The following is a 14,770-nucleotide window of genomic DNA, read 5'->3' as shown; positions in this document are numbered from 1 at the left end:
AAAAACGTGGAATACCTGCCTATTTGCTTACGCCTACAGGCTGTGAATGTCTTATTAGTCGGTGGTGGTAAAGTAGCTACGCGTAAGGCTCGTTTGCTGTTGCGAGCGGGGGCGTATCTGACAGTCGTTGCGCCAGAGGTTTCTGCTGAATTAGCTGTGTTGCTGGAGCAGCATAAAGGCCTGTGGCTGCAAAGCAGGTATGCTTCCGAGCATATTAAAGGACAAAGCTTGGTAATTGCAGCGACGCCCGATAAAGCTGTGAATGCCCAGGTGCATCAGGATGCTGGCGCTTTGGGTCTACCTGTCAATGTGGTGGATACCCCTGAACTGTGCAGCTTTATTTTCCCTGCTATTGTGGATCGCAGCCCTTTGTTGGTTGCAGTGAGCAGTAGCGGCCATAGCCCAGTTTTAGCGCGTAAAGTGCGACGTGATATTGAAGCGTTGCTGCCTGCGGCCAGCGGACGCTTGGCGGAATTTGCTGGGCGTATGCGGCCCTTGATTAATGAGCGTATTCACGAGGAAGGGCCGCGAAGGCTGTTTCTTGAAGAGATGGTAGACGGTGCTGTTGCCGAGTTGGTACTGGCAGGGCGGGAAGCTGAAGCAGAAAAACTCATGCGTGAGCAGCTAGCTGACTTAGCTACGCTAAAGCAAGGCGAAGTCTACTTGATTGGTGCTGGCCCTGGCGACCCAGACCTAATGACCTTTAAGGCAGCACGACTCTTACAGCGCGCTGATGTGGTGCTCTACGATCGCTTAGTGAATCCTGCGATTGTGGATATGGCGCGGCGGGATGCCGAGCGGGTTTATGTGGGCAAACGGCGCGCGGACCATGCGGTGCCTCAGCAAGATATTAACCGGCAGTTGCTAGAACTGGCCCAGCAGGGTAAGCGAGTTGCGCGCTTAAAAGGCGGCGACCCCTTTATTTTTGGCCGGGGTGGGGAGGAGATTGAGCTCTTATTTCAGCACCATATTCCTTTTCAGGTAGTGCCGGGTATCACGGCTGCGAGCGGTGCAGCTTGTTATGCAGGCATTCCCTTAACCCATCGCGATTACGCCCAATCCGTGCGTTTTGTGGCGGGCTACTTGAAAGGCAATGAAGTTAGGCACGACTGGAGCGAGTTTCTCTCTGAGACAGAAACCTTGGTCTTCTATATGGGCTTGGTGGGTTTGGGTGAAATTTGCACCCAATTACAAACCCATGGTCGAGCGCTAGAGACACCAGTGGCCCTGGTAGAGCAAGCGACCTTACCCACCCAGAAGACGCTGGTTGGTACACTGGCGACTATTGAAGCCATTGTGGCAGAAGCGAAGCCACAAGCCCCAACTTTGATTATTGTTGGCAATGTGGTTCGATTACATCGCGAATTGGCTTGGTTTGCAGAGGAAGGTTAGTCGCTGCCACTTCTTAACAACTGCTCCGTTTTAGTTGTAGAAGTTTGAGTATAATGAATACTGCAGGTCATCTGTCTCAGGCTGACGTTCTTACTATAACTGCTTTCTGTAAGTAGTGGCTTAAATAACCGCGGCTCACGACACTACAAAAGGCCGTGCCTATTGGATGCGGACTCTTTTATGCCTGTGGTTTGTTCACTAAGGTTTGTGTTTTAAAGCATGGGATACTGAGCTAGAGGCTAGAGGCTAGAGGCTAGAGGCTAGAGACACTAGTCGTGGCCAGTTATAGGCGCTGAGCCAACTAACCCCCTCCACCTTGATTAGTGGAGCTAGATAGGGAGTAGGGGATGTACAGCTAGGCTGAAAGGTGGGCCGGCTCTCTTAAAGAGGAGAGCCGGCCGCTTTTATTTAGTCTGTCGCCTCAAGCTCCTCAGGCGAATGCTGTGCATAGCGGCGCTCTTTCAGCAGCAGGGCATCGACTAAGATATTGCCTGCTTCGGTGAGCAATACGTCGTCTTTGCTGTCGTTTTCCTCATCATTTTCAGCTAAAGCCTCTTCTGCGGCGAGGTTTTCCTCATCATCGGCGCTATCTTCAGATTCCAGTGAGGTGAGCAACTCTTCCCCTAAGGCAGCGCGGCGCTTGTTTTCAATGGCCAGGGCTTTGGCTTCGCGGCTTTCGCGCAGGGCTTTGCGGGCAGCTTCGTTCAGCGGCAGGGACTTGATGGCGCGGCTTTCATCGGCCAGGGTGACTTGGTCTTCGAGGTAGACAAAGTCTGGGTTATTTTCGCTGCGGCTTTGGAATAAGCGGGTCAGCTCTGGTACGACGCTAGATAAGTCACCGTAATTGCGGTGCCGCACTGGGTTGATCTGATCCCAGCTCAGGGCGTGGTCCAAGGCACTTTCGCCAATCTCTTCGTGGTCGTAGATGGCGGGGAAGGTGACATCGGGCACCACGCCGCGGTGCTGGGTGCTATCCCCGGAGATGCGGTAGAACTTGGACTCAGTAAGCTTGAGCTGACCTTCCGTTAAGGGAATAAGGGTTTGCACGGTGCCTTTACCGAAGGAGCGATCGCCCACCACAATACCGCGCTGGTAGTCCTGTATCGCACCGGCAAAAATTTCTGAGGCTGAGGCGCTGAGACGGTTGATCATGACCACTAAGGGGCCTTCGTAGTAGGGGCCGCGCAGGCGTTTGCCATCGCGCCACACTCGGCGTGAGGAGTGACGAATCTGCACGGTGGGGCCGTACTCAATAAATAAGCCGGTGAGTTCGTTGGCTTCTTGCAGGGAGCCGCCGCCGTTGTTGCGCAGGTCGACTACAATGCCATCCACTTGGTCTTCGTTTTGCAGCTCTTTGAGTAGGCGCTTCACATCCCGGGTGGTGCTTTTGTAATCTTTTTCACCGCGGCGCATGGCGTCGAAGTCGATATAGAAAGCTGGGATGTCGATTACGCCGATTTTCAGGGTTTTATCGCCGCTAGGGATTTCCAGCACTTTCTTCTGGGCGGACTGCTCTTCTAGCTTAACCTTGTTGCGCACGATAGTGATAGTTTTGCGCTCACCGGTAGCAGCTGATTTGGCTGGCAGGACCTGCAGGCGCACGATGGAGTCTTTGGGGCCGCGAATCAGCTCCACCACTTCATCTAGGCGCCAGCCAATCACGTCTTCAAACTCACCGTCAGTATCTTGGGCGACGGCCACAATACGGTCGGAAGGTTTAAGCTCACCTTGCTTATCTGCAGGGCCGGCAGCGACTAGGCGCACGACTTTGGTGTACTCGTCCTCTGCCTGTAATACCGCGCCGATGCCTTCCAGTGACAGGCTCATATTGATGTTGAAGTTCTCTGAGCGCCGCGGGGAGAGGTAGTTGGTGTGCGGGTCATAGAGTTCGGTCAGGGCGTTGGCGTAGATCTGAAAGACGTCCTGATTGTTGTACTGTTTTACCCGCTGGAGCTGGTTGCGGTAGCGCTTCACCAGGGTCTCGGCGATTTCATCGTCGGGTTTTTCAGTCATGCGCAGGCTGAGCACCTGATTTTTTAAGTGCTTGCGCCAGCGATCATCTAGCTCGGCGTCGGAGGCGGCCCAGGGCTGCTCTTTACTATCGATGATGTACTCTTCGTCAATGCTGAAGTCCATCTTGGCGATGCGCTCGGGTAGGGTTTCCACCAGGTCAGCGAGGCGCTCTTCGAGGCGCTGCTGAAAGCGGTTGAAGATAGTAAAGCCGGCATCTAATAAGCCGGCGTGCAAAGCCTCGTCCATATTAGTGCGGTACTGCTCAAACTCGGCCCGATCGGCGGCGGTGAAGAACATTTTGCCGCGGTCGAGGCTATTGATGTAGTTGTCGAGGTGCAGGGAGGAGAGGTTGTCATCGTAGCGCAGCTTGGAATAGTGGCGCTCTTCCAGCTGTTCGATCATTTCGACAATGGTTTCACGCTGCAGGTCGCTGTATTCGATCAGGGCCAAGGCCGGTGTGGTGCTGCCTAGCAGGATTAACAGCAGGGTGCCAAGGAAGGCGCTGCGCCATGAGCGCTGCGCAAATACCGACAGGGGGAGGGTGCGTGTCAAAATAAGTTTACCTCAGTGACTGGTCGTGTCGCTTGTTATCGGGCTGGAGCTAAAATCCAGCGGCAAGTCAGTGTAAAGCACTGTCTGAAAGCGTCAAATAGTATCAGTTTAGAGCCGCTGGTGGCGGGAAAGTTCGCTGCCTGCTGGGCAGCTGGCTATACCGCTGCTATAGCTACAGCGTTAGCGGCACTTGAGCTAGTGCTGACCAAGTGTAACAATCGGCCCTCAATTTTCAGCTGAGAGTCCATTTGATGCACAGCCACTATCGCACACTACTGCCCGCACTTTGCCTGACGCTAGCTGGCGCCACCACCACTGTTGCCGCTGCCGATGCACCGCAATTGTCGCTGGATACCATGAAGAGCCTGACCAAGGAGCTGTCTTCCGATGCCTTTGAAGGCCGCGCTCCGGGTACTATCGGTGAAGAGAAAACCTTAGCCCTTTTAGAAAAAGAGTTCAGCGCCGCCGGTATCAAGCCCGGCAATAATGGCAGTTGGTTTCAGGATGTGCCACTGGTTGAAATTACCGCTGAGAACGTCAGTCCACTGGTGATTAAAGGGGCTGAGCAGGAGCTGAGCTATCAGTATGGCCCGCAGATGGTGCTCTACAGCGATCGGGTGACGCCGCGCACCGAAGTCAAAGACAGCGAGATGGTCTTTGTCGGTTACGGCATTCACGCCCCAGAACGCGACTGGAATGACTACGCCGATGTCGATGTCACTGGCAAAACCGTAGTGATCCTAGTCAACGACCCCGACTATGAAACTGAAGGCCTAGAAGGGCCCTTTAATGGCCGCGCGATGACCTACTACGGCCGCTGGAGCTATAAGTTTGAAGAAGCGGCCCGTCAGGGCGCTGCGGCAGCGCTGATTGTGCACGACACCGAGCCTGCTGCTTATGGCTGGAATGTAGTGGAATCTTCCAATACAGGCCCACAGCACGTGGCCGATGCCGAGCATGGCCATATGGATCAAACCTTAGCCAATGGCTGGCTGCAGTATGAGGTAGCCGAGGAAGTGCTAGCCGCTGCTGGCCAAGATTTAGCCGCCTTGAGCGCTGCTGCCAAAAAGCCTGGCTTTAAAGCAGTAGAGCTGGGCCTTAAGGCCTCGGTGTCTTTTGACAATAAAATAGAGAAGCAGCTGTCTAAAAACGTGGTGGGCATTCTGCCGGGATCAGATCGCCCCGATGAATATGTACTCTACACCGCCCACTGGGATCACTTGGGCCGCTGCGGCGCCGATGAAACCGGTGATGATATTTGTAATGGTGCTATCGACAACGCCACCGGCACAGCTGCTTTAGTGGCATTGGCCCAAGCCCATGTAGCTGCCGGCCCTGCGAAGCGCAGCATTGTGTTTTTGGCGGTAACTGCGGAAGAGTCTGGTTTATTAGGTTCTGAGTCCTATGCCGCAAACCCGGTGTATCCGCTGGAGAACACTGTGGGCGGTGTGAACATGGACGCCTTTAGCATGACTGGTCTGGCCAAAGACGTGGTAGTGGTCGGTAAAGGCAAGTCAGAGCTTGATGCCTACCTAGAGCGCGCCGTGGAAAAGGCGGGTCGTGAAGTTAAGGCCGAGCCCACTCCAGAAAAAGGTTTCTACTACCGCTCCGATCACTTCAGCCTGGCTAAGCGCGGCGTGCCAATGCTCTACTTTAAGGGCGGCATGGACCTGGTCAATGGCGGCGTAGAAGCGGGCATGGCAGCAGCCAAAGATTACGGCGAGAACCGTTACCACGCGCCCAAAGATGAATACGATCCCAATTGGGACTGGGGCGGCACTATGGCTGACTTGCGCCTTTACTACCGCATTGCCCGTGATCTGGCCAACAGCGAAGAGTGGCCCAACTGGGTGGAAGGCGATGAGTTTCGCGCCGTGCGCGATGAGAGCCGCGCTGGGAAATAAGGCTTAAGTGCTTAAACAAGCCCAAGCCATAACAAATCAATAACAATAGGAAAAGGATATGCAGGATCTGGATTTTAGCGGCAAGACCGTATTAGTCACTGGCGGTGGCGCCGGGATTGGCCGAGCGATTGTCGAGGCCTTTGCCAAGCGGGGCGCCAGCATTGCGGTAGCCGAAATCAATCCAGATCACTGCAGTGATCTGCAAAAGGCCTTGACTGAACAGGGTACTGAGGCTTTGGTAATCCAGGCCGATGTGACCCAGCGAGGGGATGTCGATCGCTTTATGGCTGAAGTGAAATCACGCTTTGCTGGCTTAGATGTGCTGGTCAATAACGTGGGTGATTTTCTGGGTATTATCAAGCCCTTCGAGCATTGTGATGATGAAGAACTTGAGCAGCTTTACGGCTGTAACTTAAAGTCGATTATGATGGTCACTCGAGCCGCCATTCCGCTGCTGCGCGAGCGTGGCAAAGGCGGCTCAATCATTAGTATCTCCTCCATTGAAGCTTTCCGCGGCATTCCCATGGCCACCGCTTATTGCAGCTACAAGCATGCGATAACCGGTTTCACCCGCAGTCTGGCCCTGGAACTGGCACCAGAAGGCATTCGGGTCAATGCGATTGCCCCGGAAACCACTGAAACTGAACAAGTGCGCCCCTCGCAGTTGATTGCCGAAGAGCATCAGCACCACACCCGGCGCTGGATACCATTAGAGCGCTTCGGCAGCCCAGAAGATGCCGCCGGCTCTGCGCTGTTCTTGGCCTCTGAACTCTCTAGCTGGATGACTGGCACCACCTTGAACCTCGACGGTGGCGCACTGGCCGCTGCGGGTTGGTACCGCGACCCCAATGATTTATGGACTAACGTGCCGGTAATTAATGGCAACGGTTTTAACTTTTAATACGAGTAAAGTATGAGTGATGTGAATGCAGTGAAGCTGGCGATGTCCCGCGAGCTTCCTCCGGCGATGATGCAAGGTTTGGGGCAGTTTGCTGAAGTAGTGGTCAGTGGCCCCAATAGCGCTGCCATGGAAGGTTGCTGTATTTATGTCTGCACCGCTCTGGATGCGGTGCCTGCGGAGCTGATTAATAGCATGCCCGAGAGCATCAAATTGATCGCCAGCTTTGGCGTGGGCACCGATCATATTGATTTGGCGGCCGCCGAAAAGCGTAGAATTCAGGTTAGTAATACGCCGCAAGTCACTGAAGATACTGCAGATCTGACCTTCACCTTGATTCTAGCTGCCTGCCGACGCTTAAGTGACGCTGAGCGCCTACTGCGCCAAGGTGAGTGGGCTCAGGCTCAGCAGCGGGTCGGTAATCGCGTCTACGGTAAGAGTTTAGGCATCGTAGGCTTTGGTGCCATCGGTCAAGCCGTGGCCCAGCGCGCCAAGGGCTTTGACTTAAAGGTGCAGTACTACGGGCCCAATCGCAAAGCGCAGGCCGAGGCTGAATTAGGCGCCACCTACCAACCGGACTTGGCTGGACTGCTGGGCAGCAGCGATATTGTGGTGCTCACTTGTCCGCTTAACTCCGCTACCCAGCACCTCATCAACGCCGAGCGCTTGCAGCAAATGAAGCAGGGCGCCGTGTTAGTGAATACCGGTCGCGGCGCGGTAGTGGATGAGGCGGCCTTGGTTGAGTGTTTGCGCGAGGGCCATTTAGCCGCAGCGGGCTTGGATGTCTTTGAGTTTGAGCCCGAGCCTCATCCGGGCTTACTGGAACTGGATAATGTCTGCCTGACCCCCCATGTCGGCAGTGCCACCTCAGATGCCCGGGTGGATATGGTAATGAGCGTCTTTGCCAATATCGAAAGCTTCTTAAAAACGGGGCAGGCGATTAATCTCTGCAAGGCGAGTTAAGTTATCTCGCCACCGCCTTTGTCAGTCCTTTCACTAAAGGTGCTTCAGTGCCTAAGTCCATAGCGCCCGATCAGGGCCATATCAGCGCCTCAGTGGAGGTTTACGAGCAGGGCGAGGCGACTGAGCGCGCTAGCGATCAAATTGCCGCAGAGTGCGCGGTGGCTTTGGTCTATCAGGGCATTTCCCACGCGGTGATGATGGCCAGCCCCATGCAGCTCGAGGACTTTGCCTTAGGCTTTAGCCTCAGCGAGGGCATTCTCCAGCAGGCCTCTGAGCTCTATGACTTAGAGATCGTCGAGGCCGAGCAGGGCATTCGGGTCGAGATGGCCATTGCCAGTGAGCGTGTAGCTGCCTTGCGCGAGCGCCGCCGATCGCTGACCGGGCGCACCGGCTGTGGCCTATGCGGTGCTGAATCCTTAACTGAGGCAGTCAGGCCCATTAAGCCGGTGGTGGCGCCACAGCTCTCTGCTAGCGCAGTGCAGCGGGCACTTGTGGCCTTACCTAATCATCAGCCCCTACAACAGCAAACTGGCGCGAGCCATGCGGCAGCCTTCTGTAATAGCCAGGGTGAGATTGTCTTAGTGCGGGAAGATATTGGTCGCCACAATGCCATGGATAAGTTAATTGGCGCCCTGCAAGGTTCTACTCAGCCTTTATCTGAGGGCTTTGCGCTGATTTCCAGCCGGGCCAGCTATGAGATGGTACATAAAAGTTGTGCTGCCGGTATTGGCGCATTAGTAGCGGTATCGGCGCCGACTGCTATGGCGATTGATATGGCGCGGCAAGCCGGGCAGCTGTTGATTGCCTTCGCAAGGCCGGGCCGCCACGTGATTTATCATAATCCCCATGGCTCGCCATAAGCGCTAATTCACTGCTAGTTAAGCACTGGGGCTGCTTGCGCGTGCAGATAGTGCTAATGTACAGCGCCACAAATCAAAGTCTGCTGCTACAGGAAACGATAGCGCCGTGCGTAATTACACCTTACTAGGAACCTGCCCCGATAAAGTGGGCATTGTCGCCCGAATCACTGGTTTTATTGCCGAGCATGGTGGCTCGATTATCCGCGCCAACCAGTATGAAGATATCGAAACCCGCATGTTCTACATGCGCTATGTGGTCGATGCCAATACCTTGAATATGGATGCGGAGAGCTTTCGCCAAGCCTTTATACCAATTGCGCAAGAGCTGGATATGGAGTGGCGCCTGACGGACTCTGAGGTACCCCAGCGGGTGGTATTGTTGGTGAGTAAGTTAGAGCACTGCTTGGCCGACTTATTGCACCTCTGGCGCAGTGGTGACTTACCCTTTGATTTGGCTTGTGTGATTTCTAACCACGAAGATATGCGCCGCTTGGTGGAGTGGCACGGGGTGCCTTATCACTACGTGCCAGTGCCCAAGGACGAAGAGGGTAAGCGGGCGGCCTTTGATCAGACCGCGCAATTAATTGATCAGGCCAAGCCCGATACCATCGTGCTGGCGCGCTATATGCAGATTTTGCCGCCCTGGCTCTGCCGGGCTTACCCCAACCGCATTATCAATATTCACCACAGTTTCTTGCCCTCATTTATCGGCGCTAAGCCCTATCACCAAGCCTTCCAGCGCGGCGTTAAGTTAACCGGTGCCACCTGTCACTATGTGACTGAAGAGCTCGATGCAGGACCAATTATCGAGCAGGATGTGGTGCGTATTCGTCATCACGATACCGTGGAGGACTTAGTGCGCTTGGGTAAAGACGTGGAAAAAACCGTACTGGCCCGGGGCTTGCGCTATCACTTGGAAGACCGGGTGCTGGTGCAGGGCAACAAGACCGTGGTGTTCACCTAAGAATTTGCGACCGGAGTTAATCACATGTCAATCAAACTGTGGCACTGCCATAACTCGCGCTCCCTGCGGGCGCTCTGGGCCCTAGAAGAGCTGGGCTTGGACTACGAGCTGGAGCTACTGAGCTTTCCACCGCGAGTTTTCGATCCGGATTACCTCAACTTGAACCCACTGGGCACGGTGCCTTTGTTCCATGACGCAAAGCTGCAGATGACCGAGTCCTGCGCCATTCCGCTGTACTTAGTCGAGCGCTATCAGCGCTATGAATTTGGCCTTAAAGCAGATCACCCTGAGTATGGCGATTACCTCAATTGGTTGTTTCACAGTGATGCGACATTGACCTTCCCTCAAACTTTGGTGCTGCGCTACGGCTATTTTGAGGCCCCTGAGCGACGCTTGCCGCAAGTTGCTGAGGATTATCGCCGCTGGTATCTATCGCGCCTGAAGCGTTTGAATGCGCATTTAGAGAGCCGTGAATACCTCTGCGACGATCGCTTTACTATTGCCGATATTTGCATCACTTACGCTTTGTATCTGGGTGAAATCTTAGGCTTAGAAGGGGAGTATAAGCCCCAAGTGCAAGCTTATTTACAGCGTATGAAGCAGCGAGAGGCCTTTCAAAAGGTGGTGGTGATTGGCGAGGAAACGAGCAACTTTAAATCGCTTTAAGTTCTAGGGCTGTTGATTGGCTAGCGTGAATGATTAGCGCGTTTGAGCCTGAGTACTCGTAGCTAAGGCGATAAATTGAAGACGAAAAAAACGGCGCAGAGTAGCAAGCTCTGCGCCGTTTTTATTTGCCTTAGCTTTCGTTGAAGCGATATTTCAAGGTGACGCCGTAAGTGCGCTCGTCACCCGCAGTTACCCGATAGCCTTCATAGGGCGTGCCACCAAAGTTTGGGTTGCTCTGGTCGCGGTTACGCTCGGCGTTAATCAGGTACTCTTCGTCGGCCAGGTTCTTAGCCCAGAAGATCACATCCCAAGTGCCGTCGGCGGCGCTGATGCCGGCGCTGGCATTGAGCAGGGTGTAAGAGCCATCGCGGACATCGGGGTCCAGATCAGGGAAGAACAGGCGGTCATCGCGGAAGGCCACTTCGCCGCGCACATACCAGCCGATGCCATTGCCAAAGTCACCACTGTAGGTGGCGTTGACGTTACCGGTCCAAGGGCTGGTGTAGTTCAGGCGCTGGCCGCCTAAATCCTGAGTGAAGCTGCCGTTAGGGTTTTGAGTACAGGCGATGGCCTGGTACTGCGGGCGCAAGCACTCCGCGTCGGCGTACTCATCCCAGCGGGCGTCGACATAAGACAGGTTGCCATCAATGCGCAGCTGATCAGTGGCTAGCCACTGGAACTCGGCCTCGATGCCTTGGATTTTCACTTTCGCGGCATTTTGTACTGAGTTACCAATGCCTTCCTCATCCTGAATATCCACTTGGTAATCATCATAGCTCTGGTAGAACAGTGCGGTGTTGAATACCAAGCTGTTATCAAAGAGGCGGCTCTTCATGCCGATTTCAAAGTTGTCGGCAATTTCTGAAGCAAAGGGCGGCGGGCAATCGGCTTCTGGCAAATCGCCTTTACAGACGTTGTGGCCACCGGCTTTAAAGCCGCGGTCCCAGCCGCCGTAAATGGAGATCTCATCGTTGAGCCAGTAGGTCAGTTTGACCGTGCCGGATATTTCATCCCAGCTGTCTTTTTGCTTGGGAATATTGTCCGCCCACAGGGTGGCCGGCACAAAGGGGCTATTGAGGTCAGCCAGTGGACCCACGCCGAGCATTTGCCCTTTTAGCGACTCTTTTTCCACATTGGAGTAGCGCGCGCCAAAGGTCAGATCCAAGCCCTCGCGAATGCTGTAAATGTTATGACTGAACAGCGCCCACTCACTGATATCTTCGCGCAGATCAGAGAGCCCGGCCGCCTTAATAATTAAGTTGGGCCCAAAGGCGCCCAGCAGGTTGGAGAAGGGCACGTAGCTGATGGTGTCGGTTTGGGCGTAGAAGGCACCAAAGACCGAAGACCAGTCACCGTCTTCCCAGTTCACCCGCAACTCTTGGGTGGTGGTATCGGTGGCGGCATCCTGATAGAAATCATTGAGCTTGTAAGGGCCCACTGAGGTGTCTGCCGTGTCGTAAACACGCTGTCCCGCGGAGTTCACAAAGCCGCTGCCATCATCCCCGGGAGTTAAGTTCGACCACTCCTGGTCACTGGTCACCGAGGTGATTGACCAGTTGTCGTTGATTTCCCAGTTCATGTTCAGCGACCAGATTTTGGTCAGCGAGTTGCGCAAACCGTTGGGCGCTGAGTGGCTATTCTTGCGCGAGTAAGGATCGATAATATCTAGCTTGCTCTGGGCGGGGTCGCTGATGCCGAGCACGCTTTGCTCCCAGATGGTGTACAGGTCGCCGTGCTCCTGAGCCAGTGAATTGGTGCCGTAGACTTCAACGTCGTGATCTTCATAGCCGAGGATGGCGGAGAAGTTGTCGCTGGCCTCCCAGAGTAGGCGCAGGCGATAACCGGTGGCCTCGACATCGCCCATACGCTTGTTGTTGTAGCTGATGTTGGTTATCGAGCCATCGCTCTGGTTGTTATAGACACTGGCGCGCAGACCAAAGTGATCGCCCAGCGGCAAGTTACCGCCGAGGCGAAACTCTTGCTTACCGAGGTTGCCAAAATTGCCTTCCACGTAGGCATCCATCAACTGGGTGTCGGGGCGCCGGGTAAAGAGCGAGATGGCACCGGAAGACACCTCTTTACCAAAGAGTGTGGCCTGGGGGCCCTTCAAGATTTCGATGCGTTCAATGTCGGCCATGTTGTTATAAGCCGACTCCGGGGCACCTAGAGGGATATCGTCAATAAAGATACCCACGGCAGGGCGAATCGCTGGCACATAGGAGTTGGTGCCGACGCCGCGAATACGAATCACTTTGCCAAAGCCGTCGGCGCCACCGGTGATCGCAATGCCTGCGGTAATTTTGTTCAGGTCACTGGAAATCCCGAGTATTGGTTTTTTCTAGCATATCGGCAGAGATAGCAGAGACCGATGAGGGAACGTCTTGGATGGTCTGGGTACGCTTTTGAGCAGTGACGAGCACTTCCTCAAGTTGCGCATTGACCGGCGCTGCGAGTATGGCAGATATGGCCGCCGCCATTGGGCAGAGTTGGCGGAAGCTGAGCTTGCGCTGTTGGGCTTTTTTCACGTGGACACCTCTATTATTGCTTTATTTATAGTAGCAGTGATTGTTGTTCAACCCCTGCAAGGTCAAATACTTATCCTTTACGGTACAGATGTCTACTAATAGTTCCAATAAAATTGATATGCTGCTCGCTACTTCCTATTTTATTGCGCCAAATACCAATAACTTCTTAAACACGATTGATAACAAAGGATCTTTCTATGCTTGCCTACTCAGCGCCACGCCAAGACATGCAGTTTGTGCTCAAGGACTTTCTCGATAGTGAGCAGCACTACGCCAACTTGTCCGGCTGTGAGACAGTCAGTTTGGAGCTCTTAGACGCGATTCTCGATAACGCGGCGAAATTTGCTGAAGAGGTGGTCGCGCCCACCTTTCGCACTGGCGATGAACAGGGCTGTACTTTTGACAATGGCCGCGTCACCACCCCCGATGGCTTTGCCGAAGCTTATCGCCAGTGGGGCGAAGGTGGCTGGCAGTCACTGACCATCCCGGCCGAGGAGGGCGGACAGGGCCTGCCCAGCTCGATCGGTATGTTTGTCAACGAAATGGTCGGCGCAGCCAACTGGGCCTGGAGTATGTACAGCGGCCTCTCTGGGGCGCCGGTATCCTGTCTGCTCAATGGCGGCACTGAAGAGTTAAAACAGCGCTTCCTGCCTAAGCTTCTGAGCGGTGAGTGGGGCGGCACTATGTGCCTAACCGAGGCTCACTGTGGCTCCGATGTGGGCCTGCTGCGCACTAAAGCAACAGACAATGGCGACGGCACCTGGACAGTTAGCGGCACCAAGATTTTTATCTCCGGTGGTGAGCAGGATCTGACCGACAACATCATCCACGCGATTTTGGCCAGAGTGGAAGGAGCGCCGGAAGGTACTAAGGGTATTTCTCTGTTTATCGTGCCCAAGATCTGGGTCAACGAAGATGGCTCTCTCGGCGACAGCAATAATGTCACCTGTGGCTCCATCGAGCACAAAATGGGCCTCAATGGCTCGGCCACCTGTGTGATGAACTACGACGGCGCCCGCGGCTTTATGCTGGGCGAGGAAAACGAAGGCCTCAAAGTGATGTTCAAACTGATGAACTTCGCCCGTATTGGCACCGGCTTGCAGGGCCTGACCATGTGTGAGCGCTCCTATCAGGGCGCTGTGGCCTACGCCAAAGAGCGCCTGCAAATGCGCGCTATCAGCGGCCCTAAAAATCCCGACGGTCCAGCCGACCCAATTATCGTGCACCCCGATGTGCGCCGCATGCTGATGACCCAGCGCGCGATCAGTGAAGGTTCACGGGCCTTTTTGTACTGGCTGTCACAGCAGATTGACCTAAGTAAGCATGGCTCAGCCGAAGAGGCCGAGCAAGCCAATGCCCTGCTCGAGTTTTTGACTCCGATCGCCAAAGGCTTCTGCACCGAAACCGCCCAGGAAGTGACCTACCTTGGCATGCAAGTCTTCGGTGGCCACGGCTATATTGCCGAGCACGGTATGGAGCAAGTCGCTCGCGATAACCGCATTTCCACGGTTTACGAAGGCACTACCGGCATCCAAGCCCTGGACCTGATTGGCCGCAAGGTGATGGGTAGCGGCGGCAAGCTACTGCAGAACTTCACCAAAGTGATTCACCTGTTCTGTCAGGAGCAACAGGACAATGCTGAGATGGCGGCCTTTATTCCGCGCCTGCAGGAGCTGAATGCCGAGTGGGGCACACTGACCCAGCAAGTGGGTGAGGGCGCGATGAAGAACCCAGACATCATTGGCAGCGCCTCGGTGGACTACCTGATGTACTCCGGCTACGTGACCTTTGCTTATATCTGGGCGCGTATGGCCTTAGTCGCGCAGCAGAAGCTAGCAGCCGGTGAAGGCGATGCCGCTTTCTACCAGGCTAAAGTCACCACCGCTAAATTCTACTTCCAGCGTTTGCTGCCCCGTACTCGCGCTTTGGCCGAGTCCATGGTGGCCGACCCTGAAAGCATTATGGCGCTGCTCGAGGAGAGCTTTTAAGCCGGCGCTGCTGTGCAGCACTGGGCGGCTGGATAAAGCCTCTCT

The 14,770-nt window shown here is 54.8% G+C and carries 11 protein-coding genes; 8 read left to right on the top strand and 3 right to left on the bottom strand.

The features are described 5' to 3' along the window. Window positions 1-6: 6 nt before the first annotated feature. Complete coding sequence (gene cysG / locus H2508_RS04055) at window positions 7-1,392, top strand: siroheme synthase CysG (RefSeq protein WP_182169092.1); 1,386 nt, start codon at window positions 7-9, stop codon at window positions 1,390-1,392. Between the two features lie 408 nt (window positions 1,393-1,800). Here cysG and H2508_RS04050 read toward each other — a convergent pair whose 3' ends face one another. Further along, complete coding sequence (locus H2508_RS04050; protein ID WP_235964805.1) at window positions 1,801-3,957, bottom strand: carboxy terminal-processing peptidase; 2,157 nt, start codon at window positions 3,955-3,957, stop codon at window positions 1,801-1,803. Between the two features lie 251 nt (window positions 3,958-4,208). Here H2508_RS04050 and H2508_RS04045 point away from each other — a divergent pair, with 251 nt between their 5' ends. From H2508_RS04045 to H2508_RS04020, 6 genes are all read left to right on the top strand, one after another. Continuing rightward, window positions 4,209-5,861, top strand: a complete 1,653-nt coding sequence (locus H2508_RS04045; RefSeq protein ID WP_182169090.1) for a M28 family metallopeptidase — start codon at window positions 4,209-4,211, stop codon at window positions 5,859-5,861. 58 nt (window positions 5,862-5,919) lie between these two features. Further along, a complete protein-coding gene (locus H2508_RS04040) occupies window positions 5,920-6,762 on the top strand; it encodes an SDR family NAD(P)-dependent oxidoreductase (RefSeq protein WP_182169087.1) in 843 nt (280 codons plus the stop codon). A 12-nt stretch (window positions 6,763-6,774) separates the two neighbouring features. Then, window positions 6,775-7,722, top strand: a complete 948-nt coding sequence (locus H2508_RS04035) for a 2-hydroxyacid dehydrogenase (RefSeq protein WP_182169085.1) — start codon at window positions 6,775-6,777, stop codon at window positions 7,720-7,722. A 47-nt stretch (window positions 7,723-7,769) separates the two neighbouring features. Beyond that, complete coding sequence (gene fdhD / locus H2508_RS04030) at window positions 7,770-8,582, top strand: formate dehydrogenase accessory sulfurtransferase FdhD (RefSeq protein ID WP_328799307.1); 813 nt, start codon at window positions 7,770-7,772, stop codon at window positions 8,580-8,582. A gap of 106 nt (window positions 8,583-8,688) precedes the next feature. Then, window positions 8,689-9,546: a formyltetrahydrofolate deformylase gene (gene purU / locus H2508_RS04025; protein WP_182169083.1), complete on the top strand. Its 858-nt coding sequence runs from the start codon at window positions 8,689-8,691 to the stop codon at window positions 9,544-9,546. A gap of 24 nt (window positions 9,547-9,570) precedes the next feature. Beyond that, window positions 9,571-10,212 carry a glutathione S-transferase family protein gene (locus H2508_RS04020; protein ID WP_182169082.1) on the top strand — a complete coding sequence of 214 codons (642 nt, stop codon included), beginning with the start codon at window positions 9,571-9,573 and terminating at the stop codon, window positions 10,210-10,212. A 130-nt stretch (window positions 10,213-10,342) separates the two neighbouring features. Here H2508_RS04020 and H2508_RS04015 read toward each other — a convergent pair whose 3' ends face one another. Both H2508_RS04015 and H2508_RS04010 read right to left on the bottom strand, forming a co-directional pair. Continuing rightward, window positions 10,343-12,511, bottom strand: coding sequence for a TonB-dependent receptor (locus H2508_RS04015; RefSeq protein WP_328799333.1), 2,169 nt, complete (start codon window positions 12,509-12,511; stop codon window positions 10,343-10,345). A gap of 10 nt (window positions 12,512-12,521) precedes the next feature. Next, window positions 12,522-12,737: a hypothetical protein gene (locus tag H2508_RS04010; protein WP_182169080.1), complete on the bottom strand. Its 216-nt coding sequence runs from the start codon at window positions 12,735-12,737 to the stop codon at window positions 12,522-12,524. 197 nt (window positions 12,738-12,934) lie between these two features. On the opposite strand from H2508_RS04010, the gene H2508_RS04005 reads away from it, so the two are divergent. After that, on the top strand, window positions 12,935-14,725 hold the full coding sequence (locus H2508_RS04005) for an acyl-CoA dehydrogenase C-terminal domain-containing protein (RefSeq protein ID WP_182169079.1): 1,791 nt from the start codon (window positions 12,935-12,937) through the stop codon (window positions 14,723-14,725). The last annotated feature ends 45 nt before the right edge of the window (window positions 14,726-14,770 follow it).

Origin of the sequence: Sediminihaliea albiluteola, assembly GCF_014077625.1 — a bacterium.
Taxonomy (GTDB): domain Bacteria; phylum Pseudomonadota; class Gammaproteobacteria; order Pseudomonadales; family Halieaceae; genus Sediminihaliea; species Sediminihaliea albiluteola.
The sequence above is the reverse complement of the archived record's forward strand: the minus strand, read 5'-3'. Positions and strand labels throughout refer to the sequence as shown.